Source organism: Micromonospora sp. WMMA1363 (assembly GCF_030345795.1).
GTDB lineage: Bacteria > Actinomycetota > Actinomycetes > Mycobacteriales > Micromonosporaceae > Micromonospora.
In genome coordinates, this window is sequence record NZ_JAUALB010000001.1 from 1,748,763 (window position 1) to 1,764,274 (window position 15,512).

The 15,512-nt window shown below is 71.0% G+C and carries 11 protein-coding genes, 1 pseudogene and 1 riboswitch; of the genes and pseudogenes, 11 read left to right on the forward strand and 1 reads right to left on the reverse strand.

Going from position 1 to position 15,512, the window contains the following annotated elements:
- Positions 1–131: 131 nt before the first annotated feature.
- The 4 genes from QTQ03_RS08020 to QTQ03_RS08035 all read left to right on the forward strand — a co-directional run bounded on the left by QTQ03_RS08020 (position 132) and on the right by QTQ03_RS08035 (position 5,763).
- Positions 132–1,244, forward strand: a complete 1,113-nt coding sequence (locus QTQ03_RS08020) for an XdhC family protein (protein WP_289277434.1) — start codon at positions 132–134, stop codon at positions 1,242–1,244.
- Between the two features lie 2 nt (positions 1,245–1,246).
- A complete protein-coding gene (locus QTQ03_RS08025; protein ID WP_289277435.1) occupies positions 1,247–1,873 on the forward strand; it encodes a nucleotidyltransferase family protein in 627 nt (208 codons plus the stop codon).
- 108 nt (positions 1,874–1,981) lie between these two features.
- A riboswitch (cobalamin riboswitch) is annotated at positions 1,982–2,196 on the forward strand.
- Positions 2,197–2,329: 133 nt separating this feature from the next.
- Complete coding sequence (locus QTQ03_RS08030) at positions 2,330–4,714, forward strand: ribonucleoside-diphosphate reductase subunit alpha (RefSeq protein ID WP_289277436.1); 2,385 nt, start codon at positions 2,330–2,332, stop codon at positions 4,712–4,714.
- Positions 4,711–5,763: a ribonucleotide-diphosphate reductase subunit beta gene (locus tag QTQ03_RS08035; protein WP_502889714.1), complete on the forward strand. Its 1,053-nt coding sequence runs from the start codon at positions 4,711–4,713 to the stop codon at positions 5,761–5,763. The genes QTQ03_RS08030 and QTQ03_RS08035 overlap by 4 nt, the downstream gene beginning before the upstream one ends.
- Positions 5,764–5,885: 122 nt before the next feature.
- Here the strand turns inward: QTQ03_RS08035 and QTQ03_RS08040 are convergent, their stop codons facing one another.
- Positions 5,886–6,452, reverse strand: a complete 567-nt coding sequence (locus QTQ03_RS08040; protein ID WP_289277437.1) for a GNAT family N-acetyltransferase — start codon at positions 6,450–6,452, stop codon at positions 5,886–5,888.
- 154 nt (positions 6,453–6,606) lie between these two features.
- On the opposite strand from QTQ03_RS08040, the gene QTQ03_RS08045 reads away from it, so the two are divergent.
- The 7 genes and pseudogenes from QTQ03_RS08045 to QTQ03_RS08075 all read left to right on the forward strand — a co-directional run bounded on the left by QTQ03_RS08045 (position 6,607) and on the right by QTQ03_RS08075 (position 15,441).
- On the forward strand, positions 6,607–7,317 hold the full coding sequence (locus tag QTQ03_RS08045; RefSeq protein WP_289277438.1) for a siderophore-interacting protein: 711 nt from the start codon (positions 6,607–6,609) through the stop codon (positions 7,315–7,317).
- On the forward strand, positions 7,317–8,558 hold the full coding sequence (locus tag QTQ03_RS08050; protein WP_289277439.1) for an MFS transporter: 1,242 nt from the start codon (positions 7,317–7,319) through the stop codon (positions 8,556–8,558). Before QTQ03_RS08045 ends, QTQ03_RS08050 begins: the two co-directional genes overlap by 1 nt.
- A 79-nt stretch (positions 8,559–8,637) precedes the next feature.
- On the forward strand, positions 8,638–10,194 hold the full coding sequence (locus QTQ03_RS08055; protein ID WP_289277440.1) for a pyridoxal phosphate-dependent decarboxylase family protein: 1,557 nt from the start codon (positions 8,638–8,640) through the stop codon (positions 10,192–10,194).
- A 22-nt stretch (positions 10,195–10,216) separates the two neighbouring features.
- On the forward strand, positions 10,217–11,509 hold the full coding sequence (locus QTQ03_RS08060) for a lysine N(6)-hydroxylase/L-ornithine N(5)-oxygenase family protein (protein WP_289277441.1): 1,293 nt from the start codon (positions 10,217–10,219) through the stop codon (positions 11,507–11,509).
- Positions 11,506–12,075, forward strand: a complete 570-nt coding sequence (locus QTQ03_RS08065) for a GNAT family N-acetyltransferase (RefSeq protein WP_289277442.1) — start codon at positions 11,506–11,508, stop codon at positions 12,073–12,075. Before QTQ03_RS08060 ends, QTQ03_RS08065 begins: the two co-directional genes overlap by 4 nt.
- Positions 12,072–13,855, forward strand: a pseudogene (locus QTQ03_RS08070) (IucA/IucC family protein). Before QTQ03_RS08065 ends, QTQ03_RS08070 begins: the two are co-directional and overlap by 4 nt.
- 38 nt (positions 13,856–13,893) lie before the next feature.
- Positions 13,894–15,441 (forward strand): MFS transporter, encoded by a 1,548-nt coding sequence (locus tag QTQ03_RS08075; RefSeq protein ID WP_502889848.1) that lies wholly within the window; start codon positions 13,894–13,896, stop codon positions 15,439–15,441.
- Positions 15,442–15,512 lie beyond the last annotated feature (71 nt).

Consider the following 15,512-nt stretch of genomic DNA (forward strand, 5'->3'; position numbering starts at 1 on the left):
GCGATTCGGCGGGGCGGGTCGGCGACGGCGTCGGGTGACATCGTGCTGGCGCGTCCGCGGTGCCCCGGTCGCCGGTCGCCGCGGGTGGCCCCCGCGGCTGACCGAACGCCCGTGCGCAGGCAGGGAGTCCGATGACGGCGGAGATCAGACACGTCGCGCCGACCCTACGACGGTGGTGCACGGCCGATACTCGCTTCGCTGTGGCCACCGTGGTCGGGGTGTCGGGCGACGCGCCGTGCGCGGTGGGAACGGTGATGGCCATCGCCGCCACCGGGGAGGTCGCCGGTGGCGTTGCCGGGGGATGCGTCGACGGTGCGGTGTTCACGGCGGCGCAGGACGTGATCGGGTCCGGTCGCGCGCACCGGAACCGCTATGCCCACCAGGGTGCCGGATCGTCGATGGTCGGCCTCGCCTGCCGCGGCGAGATCGACGTGGTGGTGCTGCCGGCGGCGGTGGATGTCGTGGCGCCCCTGCTCGACCGGTTGCTGGCGAACCAGCCGGTGGCCTCGGCGCTGGTGCTGCCCGCGGATCCGTCGGCGGTGCTGCTGGTGGTGGCGGACCCGCATGGGATGTGGGGATCGTCGGGCGACGCCGGTGTGGACGAGATGGTGGCCCACCGGCTCCGGGCACTGGCGTCCACCGGTGGGACGCAGGTCGAGCGGCTCGTCGACACCGGTGGGCGGCCGATGGACGTCCTGTGTGTCGGGCACCGGCCGGCACCCCGGATGTTGGTCTACGGGATGAGTCCGGTCGCCCGAGCGGTGAGTCAGCTCGGGCGGTTTCTCGGCTTCGATGTGACGGTGTGTGACCCCCGGCCGGTGTTCGTGCGGGCAGCGCACTTTCCCGACGCGCACCAGGTGGTCTGCGACTGGCCGCACCGTCACCTGAGCAGCGTCGACGTCGACGCGCGGACGGCGATCGTGGTGCTCAGCCACGACGACCGGCACGAGACCGAACTGCTGTCGCTGGCCCTGCGGGGACCAGCCGGCTACGTCGGTGTGATGGGCAGCAGAGACACGCACCGCGAGCGACTGGTCCGGCTCGCCGCGGCGGGCCTGACCGAGCACGAACTCTGGCGTCTTCGGGCACCCATCGGTCTGGACCTCGGCGCCCGGACGCCGCAGGAGACCGCCGTGTCCATCTGCGCCGAGCTGGTCATCACCGCCGGCGCCGGGGGAACCGGTCGCCCACTGACCGACACGGACGGGCCCATCCATCGACGCACCGGCACCACGGTCAGCTGACCATGCCGGAACCGGGGCACCGTGCGATCCGTTCGCCGGCGGGTGCGGGGCTGGAGGCGGAGGGTCCCGTCGCGGGGCTGGTGCTCGCCGCCGGGGCGGGACGGCGGTACGGCGGGCCGAAGGCACTGGTGGGATACGAAGGCCGGCCGCTGGTGCTGCGCGCGCGAGACACGCTGGCGGCCGGCGGTTGCGCTCCCGTGCTCGTGGTGGTCGGAGCACACGCGGAAGCCGTCACGGCGCTGGTCGGCTCGGGTGTCGTCCGAAATCCGGCATGGGTGACCGGCATGGGTTCGTCCCTGCGGGCGGGGCTGGCGGCACTGGAGACAACTGCCGTCACGGCCGTGGTGGTGCTCCTGGTCGACACACCCGACATCGGCGTCGAGGCGGTGCGCCGGGTGGTTGCCGCCGCCCGACCCGACGCCCTGGTCGTCGCCGGCTATCGGGGACGCCGGTGGGGACACCCGGTGCTCCTCGGGCGCGAGCACTGGGTCGGCGTCGCCGCCAGTGCCACGATGGACCGGGGCGCCCGCGACTACCTCCGTCAGCGCCGTGCAGTCGTCCGGGTCGTACCGTGCGCGGACATCGCCGACTGCCGGGACCTCGACGTGCCCCGCGCAGAGCCGATGTGACGGGCCGGGCGACCATCGCCGGATCCGGTCCCGAAGCGACGAGCGGTGAGACGAAGCTGACACGCCAACGCGACATCTGGTGTTTCCCGCTCGGCGGGGACGGCATATATGGTGTCTCCCGCAGCTGGTTCGGCCGCTCCCGCACGGGACGGCCGAGGCAAGAGGGAACCCGGTGCGAATCCGGGACTGCCCCGCAGCGGTGAGTGGGAACGACCGCCGTCACCAAGCACTGGACCACACGGTCCGGGAAGCGACGGCCAGTAGGCGACCGGGACCCGGTCACGCCCGCGAGTCCGAAGACCTGCCAGCGCGCCGCACGCGCCGCGTGCGGCGGTCGGCGGCCGCGCGGGACGGCCGACGCCATCAGCCGACCGGTGACGGCCGGCTCGCCGTCCGACGGCCACGTGGCGTCTCCTGCGCGTTCGTCGACCTCGTCGACAGGCGTGAGGAGGGGACGTGACGGCGACGCAGGAGCAGACCGCAGCCGATCAGCCGGAGCAGCGTCGGCAGGTGATGCAGGTCCGCAAACGCAACGGCGACACCGAGCCGGTGGACGTCAACAAGATCGTCCGGGCGGTTGAGCGGTGGGTCGCCGAGTTGGACGAGGTGGACCCGCTGCGGGTCGCGACGAAGACGATCAGCGGCCTCTACGACGGGGCGAGCACCGCGGAGCTGGACACGTTGTCGATCCAGACGGCGGCGGAGCTGATCGGTGAGGAACCGCAGTACTCCAGGCTGGCGGCGCGGCTGCTGGCCGCGTACGTGGACAAGGAGGTCCGTGGGCAGCAGGTGGCGAGCTTCAGCCAGTCCATCCGGTACGCGCACGGCCTGGGACTGATCGGCGACGACACGGCCGCGTTCGTGGCCCGCAACGCCCGCAAGCTGGACGACGCCGTGGACCCGGCCGGTGACCTTCGGTTCGAGTACTTCGGACTGCGCACCGTCGCGGACCGGTACCTGTTGCGGCACCCGCAGTCGCGGCTGGTGGTGGAGACACCGCAGTACTGGCTGCTGCGGGTGGCCTGCGGGTTGTCACAGACGCCGGTCGAGGCGATCGGGTTCTACCGGCTGATGTCGTCGCTGGCGTACCTGCCCAGCTCGCCGACGCTGTTCAACTCGGGCACCCGGCACACTCAGATGTCGTCGTGTTTCCTGGTCGACTCGCCTCGCGACGAGCTGGACTCGATCTACGAGCGTTACCACCAGGTCGCCAAGCTGTCGAAGTTCTCCGGTGGCATCGGCATCTCCTGGTCGCGGGTACGCGGCCGGGGCGCGCTGATCCGCGGCACGAACGGCCGGTCGAACGGTATCGTGCCGTTCCTCAAGACCCTCGACGCCGGCGTCGCGGCGGTCAACCAGGGCGGCCGGCGCAAGGGCGCGGCCTGCGTCTACCTGGAGCCGTGGCATCCGGACATCGAGGAGTTCCTGGAGCTGCGGGACAACACCGGTGAGGACGCGCGGCGCACCCACAACCTGAACCTGGCCAACTGGATCCCGGACGAGTTCATGCGTCGGGTCGAGGCGGACGGCGACTGGTCCCTGATCGATCCGTCGGACGCGCCGGAACTGCCCGACCTGTACGGCGAGGAGTTCGACGCCGCCTACCGGATCGCGGAGAAGAAGGCCGTCCGGACGGTCAAGGCCCGGGACCTGTACGGACGGATGATGCGCACCCTGGCGCAGACCGGCAACGGGTGGATGACGTTCAAGGACGCGTCGAACCGACTGTCCAACCAGACCGGCGTGCCGGGCAACACGATCCACCTGTCCAACCTGTGCACCGAGATCCTCGAGGTCAACAGCGACACCGAGACCGCGGTGTGCAACCTGGGCTCGATCAACCTCGGGGCGCACGTCACCGCGGACGGCGTCGACTGGGCGAAGCTGCGGGCGACGGTCCGCACCGCGGTGGTGTTCCTGGACCGGGTGGTCGACATCAACTACTACCCGGCCGAGCAGGCGGCGGCGTCGAACCCGCGCTGGCGGCCGGTCGGGCTCGGGCTGATGGGCCTGCAGGACGCGTTCTTCACCCTGCGCCTGCCGTTCGACTCGGCGCGGGCCCGGGAGCTGTCCACCCGCGTACAGGAAGAGATCTACCTGACCGCCCTGGAGGCCTCGGCCGGGCTGGCCGAGCGCTTCGGCCCGCACCCGGCGTACGCCGAGACCCGCGCGGCCAGGGGTGAGCTGCACCCGGAGCTGTGCGGCACCGAGCCCACCCAGACCGAGCGGTGGGCCGCGCTGCGCGCGGCGATCGCCGCACACGGCCTGCGTAACTCGTTGCTGGTCGCGATCGCTCCGACCGCCACGATCGCCTCGATCGCCGGCTGCTACGAGTGCATCGAGCCGCAGGTGTCCAACCTGTTCAAGCGCGAGACGATGTCCGGCGAGTTCCTCCAGATCAACACGTACCTGGTCCGTGAGCTCAAGGCGCGTGGGCTGTGGACGCCGCAGATCCGGGACCAGATCAAGCGCGCCGAAGGGTCGGTGCAGGGGATCAGTGACCTGCCAGCGGGCGCGCGGCAGTTGTTCCGCACCGCGTGGGAGATCCCGCAGCGGGCGCTGATCGACCTAGCCGCCGCCCGGGCACCCTACGTCGACCAGTCCCAGTCGCTGAACCTGTTCATCGGCGCACCGACCATCGGCAAGCTTTCGTCGATGTACCGCTACGCCTGGAAGTCCGGGCTGAAGACCACCTACTACCTGCGCTCGCGTCCCGCGACACGCATCCAGCAGGCCACCGTCGGTGTCACGCCGGCGACCACGCCGGTCGCCGCGGTGAGCGACGCCGAGGCGTTGGCCTGTTCCCTGGAAAACCCCGAGAGCTGCGAGGCCTGCCAGTGACCGCCGATCCCGAGACCCGTACCACGAACTCCACCGCCGTCGGCGAGCGGCACATGCTGCTCGACCCCGGCATGGACCTGACCCTGCGGCCGATGCGCTACCCGCACTTCTTCGACCGGTTCAAGGACGCCATCCGCAACACCTGGACCGTCGAGGAGGTGGACCTGCACGCTGACCTCGCCGACCTGGCGAAGCTCTCGCCCGCCGAGCGGCATTTGGTGTCCCGGCTGGTCGCGTTCTTCGCCACCGGTGACACCATCGTCGCCAACAACCTGGTGCTCAACCTCTACCAGCACGTCAATTCCCCGGAGGGTCGGCTCTACCTGTCCCGGCAGCTGTTCGAGGAGGCCGTGCACGTCCAGTTCTACCTGAACCTGCTCGACACCTACGTGCCCGACGAGAAGGAGCGGTTCGCGGCGTTCGCCGCGATCGAGAACATCCCCTCCATCCGGCGCAAGGCCGAGTTCTGCTTCCGCTGGATCGACTCCGTCTTCGAGCTGCGCGAGCTACGGAGCCGGGAGGACCGCCGGGCGTTCCTGCTCAACCTCATCTGCTTCGCCGCGTGCATCGAGGGGTTGTTCTTCTACGGCGCGTTCGCCTACGTCTACTTCCTGCGGTCCCGGGGTCTGCTCAACGGGCTCGCCTCCGGCACCAACTGGGTGTTCCGCGACGAGTCCATGCACATGGCATTCGCCTTCGACGTGGTGGACACCGTCCGGCGGGAGGAACCCGAGCTGTTCGACGCCGAGGTGGAACGGCAGGTCACCGAGATGCTCTCCGAGGCGGTCGAGTGCGAGGCCCAGTTCGCCGAGGACCTCCTGGAGCAGGGCGTCTCCGGGCTGTCGCCGGCCGACATGCGGGAGTATCTGCAGCACGTCGCCGACCGCCGGCTCGCCCAACTCGGCATCGCCCCGCGCTACGGCTCGACCAACCCGTTCGCGTTCATGGACCTGCAGGATGTACAGGAGCTGTCGAACTTCTTCGAACGGCGGGTTTCCGCGTACCAGGTCGGTGTCACCGGGAGCGTCACCTTCGACGACGACTTCTGACCGCCGTCCCCGCACCCCCGGGGCGCCGAGGTCGCGGCGCCCGGGGGGCGGTTGCCGGTTGGCTACTCCGAGATCAGCGACCGGCGGTCGTGCCGGCGAGGGTGCGGCACTCCCCCGGGTGCTCAGCCGGCGACGCCAGCCGGGTGGTCCGTCTCGAAGCGGTGGCGGGTCAGGAAGGCCAACTGCGCGCGCTTGTCCGGCATGTCGATCTCGGAGGCCAGCACGAAGCCCTCGGCCCGCAACCGGCGCAGGGCTGCCTCGTTGCGGACGTCCGGCTCGACGACGATCCGCTGAACGGCCGGGTCGCGCAGCAGGAAGCGGACCAGGGCGGGGCCGACGGCCGTGGTGAGCCCGCACGCGTAGCGCCGGGACGGGCTGAGCAGCAGGTGCATGCCGACGTCGCCCGGCTGGACCGGGTAACGCTCACCCACCGGGTCCGCCTCCGGTTGGTAGGTCTGGAACAGGCCGACCGGCTCGCCGTCCAGCAGGATGAGGTAGGCGTGGTGGGTGTCCAGCCCGTCGAGGAACGCGTAGGTCTCGCGTACCTCGTCGAGGCCGTGCGAGCCCATGCCCCAGAACGAGTTGCGGGGTTGGGTCACCCAGCCGTGCAGCAGTTCGGCGTGCCGGTCGGGTTCCACCGCCACGAGCGTCAGCTCGCCGAGGACGGGAATCTGCTGCTGGTAGATCACGGTTGCCTCGTCCTTCGCGCTCCGGGGCGGGTCGACATGGGGATCAGCTCATCGGCGAACCCCGCCTCGCCGACGCGGGCGGGACACACGTTCCATCGAACGAGCACCTTAGGCTACCCTCCCCTAACAAAGGCAGACCTTACCTGGAGGGCGCGTGAAACGGAACTGGGAGGGCCTGGTGCTCAAGGCCATGGGAGGCCGGGACTTCCGGTTGACCGTACTGGGCACCGAGTCGGTCGACGGGCACTACCAGCGCCTACGCCTCGACGGTGGTGGATTGCTGGAGTCCTGCGGCGTCCATCCGACGATGTGGATCCGGTTGTGGTTCGACAACGACGGTCGAGCCCACCAGCGGGCGTACACGCTGGTGGACCCGGACCTGGAGACCGGGCGGTTCACCCTGGAGTTCGCCATCCACGACGGCTGCGCCGCGCGCTGGGCCACCACCGCACAGGTCGGCGACACCATCGAAGCGACCGTGCAGGGCAGCGCGTTCCAGCTACCCGAACCCGCCCCCGGGCACCTCTACCTGGTCGGGGACGCGGCGTCGCTACCCGCGGTCAACAGCCTGCTCGACGCCGGCGCCGACATCCCCGCGACGGTCTGGCTGGAATACGCGCACGAGGGTGAGATGGCGCTGACACCGCGGGCCCGGGCCCACCACGGGGTGACCTGGGTGCCCCGCCGGGACGGTGGCCAGCACCTGGTCGACACGGTCTGCGCCGCCCTGACCGCCGGCGACACCGCCCACTACTGGGTGGCCTGCGAGGCGGCCAGCACCCGCAGCATCAGCCGACACATCCGGCGCACCCTGGGCGTCGACAAGCGCCAGGTCACCTCGCTCGGCTACTGGAAGGCCTTTTGATGGGCCGGCTCGGCACCCTGACCGCGCTCTACGTCACCCAGTATCTCGGCATCGGCTTCATCACGGTCGGCCTGACCGCCATCCTGCGTGACGGCGGCACCTCGCTGGAAACCCTGGCGCTGGTGCAGGTCGTCGGCCTGATCTGGCCGATCAAGTTCCTCTGGGCGCCGGTCCTGGACCGCTACGGCTCCCGGCACCGCGGCCACTACCGTTCCTGGCTGCTCGTGCTCCAGGCGGCCCTGGTGCTGGCCCTGCTGGCGCTGCTGCCGTTCTCCCGTCCGACCGAACAGCTCGGCGCGGTCATCGCGATCTGCGCCGCGTTCGTCTTCTTCTCCGCAACCCAGGACATCGCGGCCGACGCGGTCGCCGTTCGGTTGCTCGCCACGTCGGAACGGGGCACCGGCAACGGCATCCAGGTGGCCGCGAGCTACCTCGGCAATCTGCTCGGCGGCGGCGCGTGCGTGCTGGTCTACGACCGGTTCGGCTGGGTGCCGGCGATCGGGCTGCTGGCCACGCTGACGGCGACCGGCCTGCTGGTGGTGTGGCGGTTCCGGGAGCCGGACCGCACCGACCGGGTGGTCCGGATCGGCGTCGCCTACCGGGCGCTGCTGTCGGTGTTCCGCCAGCCCGGCTGCCGGTGGTGGACCTTCGGCGTGGTGCCGCTGGTCTACGTCGGCGCGGGGATGGCGTACGCCCTGATCACGCCAGCCCTGGTGGACGCCGGCTGGTCGCTGGGCCGGATCGGCGTGGTGACCGGGGTGGTGACCAGCGTGCCCGCCATCGTGGCTGGCCTGGTCGCGGGCCTCGGCATCGGACGGTTCGGGCGCAGCGGCGTGCTGGTGGCCGGCGGAGCCGCCCTGGCGGTGTCGACGATGCTGCTGCTGCCGCTGATGAACGGTCGCGCCCCGCTGGCCGGAACCGTCGCCGCGCTGTGCTGCTTCCTCGCCGCGTACACGATCGCCAACGTGGTGCTCTACACCGTCAACATGGACTATTCCCGGCCGGGGACCGGCGGCACCGACTTCACCATGCTGTCGTCGTTCGGGCTGGTCTGCTCCTTTGTGGCCGCCTCCCTCGGCCTCGCGGCCGCCGACCGGTTCGGCTATCCCGCGGTCGCCGTGGCGTCCGTCGTGCTGGTCGCCGCCGGGGTCGTGGTCGGACTTGCCCACCAGCGGCGGTTCCTACCGTCCGGGCAGGCCGGACAGCCCGCTGCGCGGGACGCCGTGCCGACCACGGTGTGATCCACGCATCCTTGCAGGTTAGGTAAGGCTAACCTAATCTAACCACGCGCTCCTGTCCGTACGACCGCTGGGAAATCGCATGAGTCCGATTGGTAGCCCGCGCGACACCGCGCCCGCCGACGCCGACCCCGGCTTGTCCGCGGCTCGGGCCCACCTGTTCAACGCCGGTTCCGTCGAGCGCTTCCGGGACGTGCTGGCCCGCGGCGTCAACCGGATCGCCGACCGGGTGGCCGACGCGGACCAGCCGTTCACCGGCGTCACCCCGGACGCGCTCGCCCCCCTGATCGCCGGTGTCGACCTGGACCGGCCGCTGGGCGACACCGACGCGGCCCTCGACGAGCTGCACGACGTCTGGCTGCGGGACGCGGTGTGGTTCCACCACCCCCGGTACCTGGCTCACCTCAACTGCCCGGTGGTGATCCCGGCGCTGCTCGGTGAGGCGGTGCTCAGCGCGGTCAACTCCTCCGTGGACACCTGGGACCAGAGCGTCGGCGCCACCCTGATGGAGCGGCACCTGATCGAGTGGACGGCCGGGCGGATCGGCCTCGGCACCACCGCCGACGGCGTGTTCACCAGCGGTGGAACCCAGTCGAACCTGCAGGCGATGTTGTTGGCGCGGGAGGAGGCGTGCCGCCGGGTGGTCGGCGGTGCCGCCACCCGACCGGCCCGGCCGCAGGTGCTGGCCCGGCTGCGGATCATCACGTCGGTCGCCGGGCACTTCAGCGTGCAGAAGGCCGCCAAGCTGCTCGGCCTGGGCGCGGACGCGGTCCTCACCGTACCGACCGACGCGGGACGTCGGATGCGCACCGACGACCTGGCCACCACCATCGACCGCTGCCGGCGCGACGGCCTGGTGGTGATGGCCGTCGTGGCCACCGCCGGCACCACCGACTTCGGCACCATCGACCCGCTGCCGGAGATCGCCGACATCTGCACGGCGGCCGGGGTGTGGCTGCACGTCGACGCCGCGTACGGCTGCGGACTGCTGGTCTCCCCCACCCGCCGGCACCTGCTCGACGGCATCGAACGGGCCGACTCGGTGACCGTCGACTACCACAAGTCCTTCTTCCAGCCGGTCAGCTCGAGCGCCCTGCTGGTACGCGACGGCCGGGTGCTGCGCCACGCGACCTGGCACGCCGACTACCTCAACCCGGTCCGCGCGGTCGAACAGGGCATCCCCAACCAGGTCGACAAGAGCATCCAGACCACCCGCCGGTTCGACGCGGGCAAACTCTGGCTCACCCTGCGGATCATGGGGCCGGACGCGATCGGCGCTCTCTTCGACCGGGTCGTCGATCTCGCGGCCGAGGCGTGGCGACTGTTGGACACGGATCCCCGTTTCGAGGTGGCGGCCCGGCCGCAGCTGAGCACCGTGGTCTTCCGCCATGTGCCACCCGACGCCGGCCCGAGCCTGGTCGACGACGCCAACCTGCACGCCCGCGACGCCCTGGCCACCTCCGGCGCCGCCCTGGTCGCCGGCACCAAGGTGGACGGCGCCCACTACCTGAAGCTCACCCTGCTCAACCCCGAGACCACCATCGACGACATCGCCGCAGTCCTCAACCTCATCGCCGACCACGCCGCCTGGTACGCGCAGACCACGGCCACCGCCGAGCTGACCTGCCCGGTCGGCTGACCACCGTCGCCTGGAGAAACACATGTCGACCCACGACTTCATCGCCGTCGGGCTGGGCCCGTACAACCTCGGCCTGGCCTGTCTCACCGCACCGATCGACGACCTCGACGGGCTGTTCCTGGAGGCCGAGGACAGCTTCGACTGGCACCCCGGCATGCTGCTCGAATCGACCCGGTTGCAGACGCCGTTCATCGCCGACCTGGTCACCTTCGCCGACCCGACCTCGCCGTACTCCTTCCTCAACTATCTGAAGGAGAACGGCCGGCTCTATCCCTTCTACATCCGGGAGAGCTACTTCCCGCTGCGCGCCGAGTACAACGACTACTGCCGTTGGGCCGCCGGCAGGCTGCCCAACCTGCGCTTCCGGCACACCGTCACCGCCGTCGAGTACGACGAGGCCGACGGCCGCTACGTCGTGCACGCCGACACGCCCGACGGCCCGGTCAGCCATCGGGCGCGGCACCTGGTGCTCGGCACCGGCACCCCGCCCTACCTCCCGGACGCCTGCGCGGGCCTCGGTGGCGACCTGATCCACAACTCCCGCTACCTGGAACAGCGCGACACGCTGCGGGCCAAGCGCAGCATCACGGTCGTCGGCAGCGGGCAGAGCGCCGCCGAGATCTACCACGACCTGCTCGCCGACACCGACACGTACGGCTACCAGCTGAACTGGGTGACCCGCTCGCCCCGCTTCTTCCCCCTCGAGTACACCAAGCTCACCCTGGAGATGACCTCTCCGGACTACGTGGACTACTTCCACGCCCTGCCCGAAGCAACCCGCTACCGGTTGGAATCGGAACAGAAGGGGCTGTTCAAGGGCATCAACACCGACCTGATCAACGACATCTACGACCTGCTCTACGCCAAGAGCCTCGGCGGCCCGGCGCCGACCCGGCTACTGACCAACACCGAACTGGTCGACGCCGCGTACGACGCGGGTGCCGGTCGCTACCACCTGGGCCTGCGCCAGGTCGAACAGGGCCGCGACTTCACCCTGGACACCGAGGGACTCGTGCTGGCCACCGGCTACCACTATCGGGTTCCGGAGTTCCTGACTCCGGTGCGCGACCGGATCCGCTGGGACGGTCACGGCCGGTTCGACGTGGCCCGCAACTACAGCATCGACCACACCGGCCGCGGGATCTTCCTCCAGAACGCCGGCACCCACACCCACAGCATCACCTCACCCGACCTGGGCATGGGCCCGTACCGCAACTCGTGGATCATCCGGGAGCTGACCGGCCGGGAGCACTACCCGATCGAGAAGAACATCGCGTTCCAGGAGTTCGGCACGCCGGCGGGGGCGGTCTCATGACGGTCTTCACCCGGGTCGACGACCGGCTCGGCGAGTTCGCGCTGCGCACCCTCGACCCCGACGCCGACGCGGCGCTGCTGCACGGTTGGATCACCCACCCCAAGGCGTCGTTCTGGCTGATGCAGGACGCGGACGTCACGCGCGTCGCCGAGGAGTACCGGCGGATCGCCGCCCACCCGCACCACGACGCGTACCTGGGGCTGTGGCGCGGGGAGCCGGCCTTCCTCGCCGAGCGGTACGACCCCGCCCGGGTCGAACTCGTCGGGTTGCACGACACCCACCCCGGCGACGTCGGCATGCACTTCCTCTGCGCGCCCACCGAAACCCCGGTGCACGGCTTCACCCGGGCGGTGATCACCACCGTGCTGGCCTGGCTCTTCGCGGACCCGGCGACCCGGCGGGTCGTCGTGGAACCGGACGTGCGCAACACCGCCGTGCACGCGCTCAACGCCGCGGTCGGCTTCACCGTCGTCGGCCCGATCCGGAAGCCCGAGAAGGACGCCCTGCTCAGCGTCTGCACCCGAGACCAGTTCCTGGCCGCGACCCGAGGAGAGGTGCCCGCGTGAAGGCCACCGATTCCGTGGACCATCTGACCCCCGAGGCCTGGGCCGCGGCCAACCGGCTGCTGGTCCGCAAGGCCCTCGCCGAGTTCGCCCACGAGCGCCTCATCGTCCCCGAGCCGGCCGACGCCGGGCGGTGGATCGTGCACAGCGACGACGGCAGCATCGCGTACCGATTCGCCGCCCGGCGGCTCGCCCTCGACCACTGGCAGATCGACGCCGACAGCATCACCCGGCACCGTGACGACGACGAACTGCCGCTGGACGCCGTCGACCTCTGCCTGGAGCTACGCGCAACGCTCGGCCTCACCGACACGGTCCTGCCGGTGTACCTGGAGGAGATCACCTCCACTCTCGCCGGTAGCGCGTACAAGCTGGGCAAACCCCGGTGGGTGCCGCCGAGCTCGCCCGGGCGGACTTCCAGAGCATCGAGACGGGCATGACCGAAGGCCACCCCTGCTTCGTGGCCAACAACGGCCGGATCGGCTTCGGGGTGCACGAGTACCACCGCTACGCCCCGGAGGCCGCGGCGCCGGTCCGGCTGCTCTGGCTGGCCGCGCACCGCGACCACACCACCTTCACCTGCGCCGCCGACCTGGACTACGACACCCTGGTGCGGGCCGAGCTGGGCGCCGACGTGATCGCCCGCTTCACCACCACCCTCACCGGTTTGGGCCTGGACCCGGCCGACTACCTGCTCATTCCGGTGCACCCCTGGCAGTGGTGGAACAAGCTCGCGGTCACCTTCGCCGGCGAGGTCGCCCGGCACCGGCTGGTCTGCCTCGGCGAAGGACCGGACGACCACCTCGCCCAGCAGTCGATCCGCACGTTCTTCAACGTCACCGAGCCGACGAAGCACTACGTCAAGACGGCGCTGTCGGTGCTGAACATGGGCTTCATGCGTGGCCTGTCCGCCGCGTACATGGCGGCCACGCCAGCCATCAACGACTGGCTCGCCGAACTGATCGACAACGATCCGGTCCTCAAGCGCACCCGACTGTCGATCATTCGGGAGCGGGCGGCGATCGGCTACCGGCACCGCCAGTTCGAGGCGGCCACCGACCGACACTCCCCGTACCGGAAGATGCTCGCCGCCCTCTGGCGGGAGAGCCCGGTCGCCGGCTTGGAACCCGGCCGCCGGCTCGCCACCATGGCGTCGCTGCTGCACGTCGACCGCGACGGCCACTCGGTCGTCGGCGCGCTGATCGCCGAGTCGGGGCTGGCACCGGCGCGGTGGCTGCGCCGCTACCTGGACGCCTACCTGGTGCCGCTGCTGCACAGCCTCTACGCGCACGATTTGGCGTTCATGCCACACGGGGAGAACGTCATCCTCGTCCTGCGCGACGGCGTGGTCGAGCGGGTGGTCTTCAAGGACATCGCTGAGGAGATCGTGGTGATGAACCCGGAGGCGGACCTGCCGGAGCAGGTACGCCGGATCCGGGCGGCCGTCCCGGAGAACGAGAAGATCCTGTCCATCTTCACCGACGTCTTCGACTGCTTCCTGCGCCACCTCGCCGCCATCCTGCACACCGAGGGCGTCCTCGCCGAGGACGACTTCTGGCGGACGGTCGCCGAGTGCGCCGCCGACTACGCCGAGAGCGTGCCGCACCTGGCCGACCGGTTTCGCCGCCACGACCTGTTCGCCGAGGCGTTCCCGCTGTCCTGCCTCAACCGGTTGCAGCTACGCAACAACCAGCAGATGGTCGACCTCGCCGACCCGTCCGCCGCGCTTCAGTTCGCCGGCACCCTGGCCAACCCACTCGCCCGTTTCGCGCCACAGCGATGAGCTCGGACCGGGTGCCGACCGGCACGGCCGCACCGGCCGTGGCGGCACCGGCCGTGGCCGCACCGGCGGGCACGGCCGGCCACGACGGGCCGGCTGCCCGTCGGGCGGACCGCGTGCCGCACCGGTGGCTGATCCTGGCGGTGCTCTGTCTCACCCAGCTCGTCGTGGTGCTGGACAACACCGTCCTCACCGTGGCGGTGCCGGTACTCACCGTCGAACTGGACGCCAGCACGGCCGACGCGCAGTGGATGATCAACGCGTACGCGCTGGTGCTGTCCGGGCTGCTGCTGACCGCCGGCAGCGCCGCCGACCGGTACGGGCGCCGGCGGATGCTGTTCCTCGGGCTCGTGCTCTTCGGCCTCGGCTCGCTGGCCGCAGGGCTCGCCCGCACCTCCGAACAGCTGATCGCCGCCCGGGCCGGCATGGGCATCGGCGGCGCCCTGCTGGTCACCACCACCCTCGCGGTCGCCATGCAGGTCTTCGACTCGGCCGAGCGGTCCCGCGCGATCGGCATCTGGGCGGCGACCAGCGCCCTGGGCTTCGCCGCCGGACCACCGATCGGCGGAATCGTGCTCGCGTACCTGCCCTGGGGCGCCATCTTCCTGATGAACCTCCCGATCGTCCTGCTCTGCCTACTCGCCGGCCGGGCGCTGGTCCCCGAGTCCCGCGATCCAGCCGGCGGACGCCTCGACCTGGGCGGGGTGGTGCTCTCCACCGCCGGCCTCACCGCGGTCGTCTGGTCGATCATCGCCGGGCCGGACCGCGGGTGGACATCGACCGAGGTCATCGGTGCCGGGATCGGCGGCGGGCTCCTGCTGGCCCTGTTCGTGCGGTGGGAACGACGGACACCCCACCCCATGCTGGACCTGCACTTCTTTCGGGATCGACGCTTCGCCGGCGCGGTCTGCGGGGTCGTCCTGATCACCTTCGGCGCCACCGGCGCGCTGTTCCTGCTCACCCAACACCTGCAGTTCGTCCGCGGCTACCCGGCCTGGGAGGCCGGCCTGCGGATGACCCCGTTCGCCCTGTCCATCGTGGTGCTCAACGTCAGCGGCGCCGCCGCGGCGGCGATCCGCCGGCTCGGGCTACCGGCCGCCGTCGCGGCCGGCATGGTTCTGTTGGCCGGTGGTCTGGCGCTCGTCACCCACGGCCCGTCCGAGGGCTACGGCCGGTTCCTGGCCGGGCTTCTCGTCATGGGTACGGGCTGCGCGTTGGCCAACCCGGCCATCGTCGAGGCGGTGATGAGCGCCATCCCCACGAACAAGGCCGGCGCCGGAGCCGGTATCGACGGCACCATGACCGAGGTCGGCAGCAGCCTCGGCATCGCCGTACTGGGCGCCGTGTTGAACGCCCGGTTCACCGCCCTGCTGCCCGCCGCGCTGGCCGGCGCCGGCTCTTTTCCGGCGGCCCTCGCCGCGGCCGGGCCGGACCGGGAGACGGTCACCAGCGCCTTCGCCACCGCGCTGAAGACCGGCCAGACGGTCGGTGCCGTCGCCGTGCTCGTCGGTGGCCTGCTCGCCGCCGCCCTGCTGCACAGGGCCGAGCGGCTGTCGCCGCCGACACCGGGCCACGAGCGGGCCGACTGACAGGACGCTCAGCGCGCGAGGACGGTCCCGCCTGACGGCCACACCGAGCAGGCCGCCGGCCGTGGCGCCCC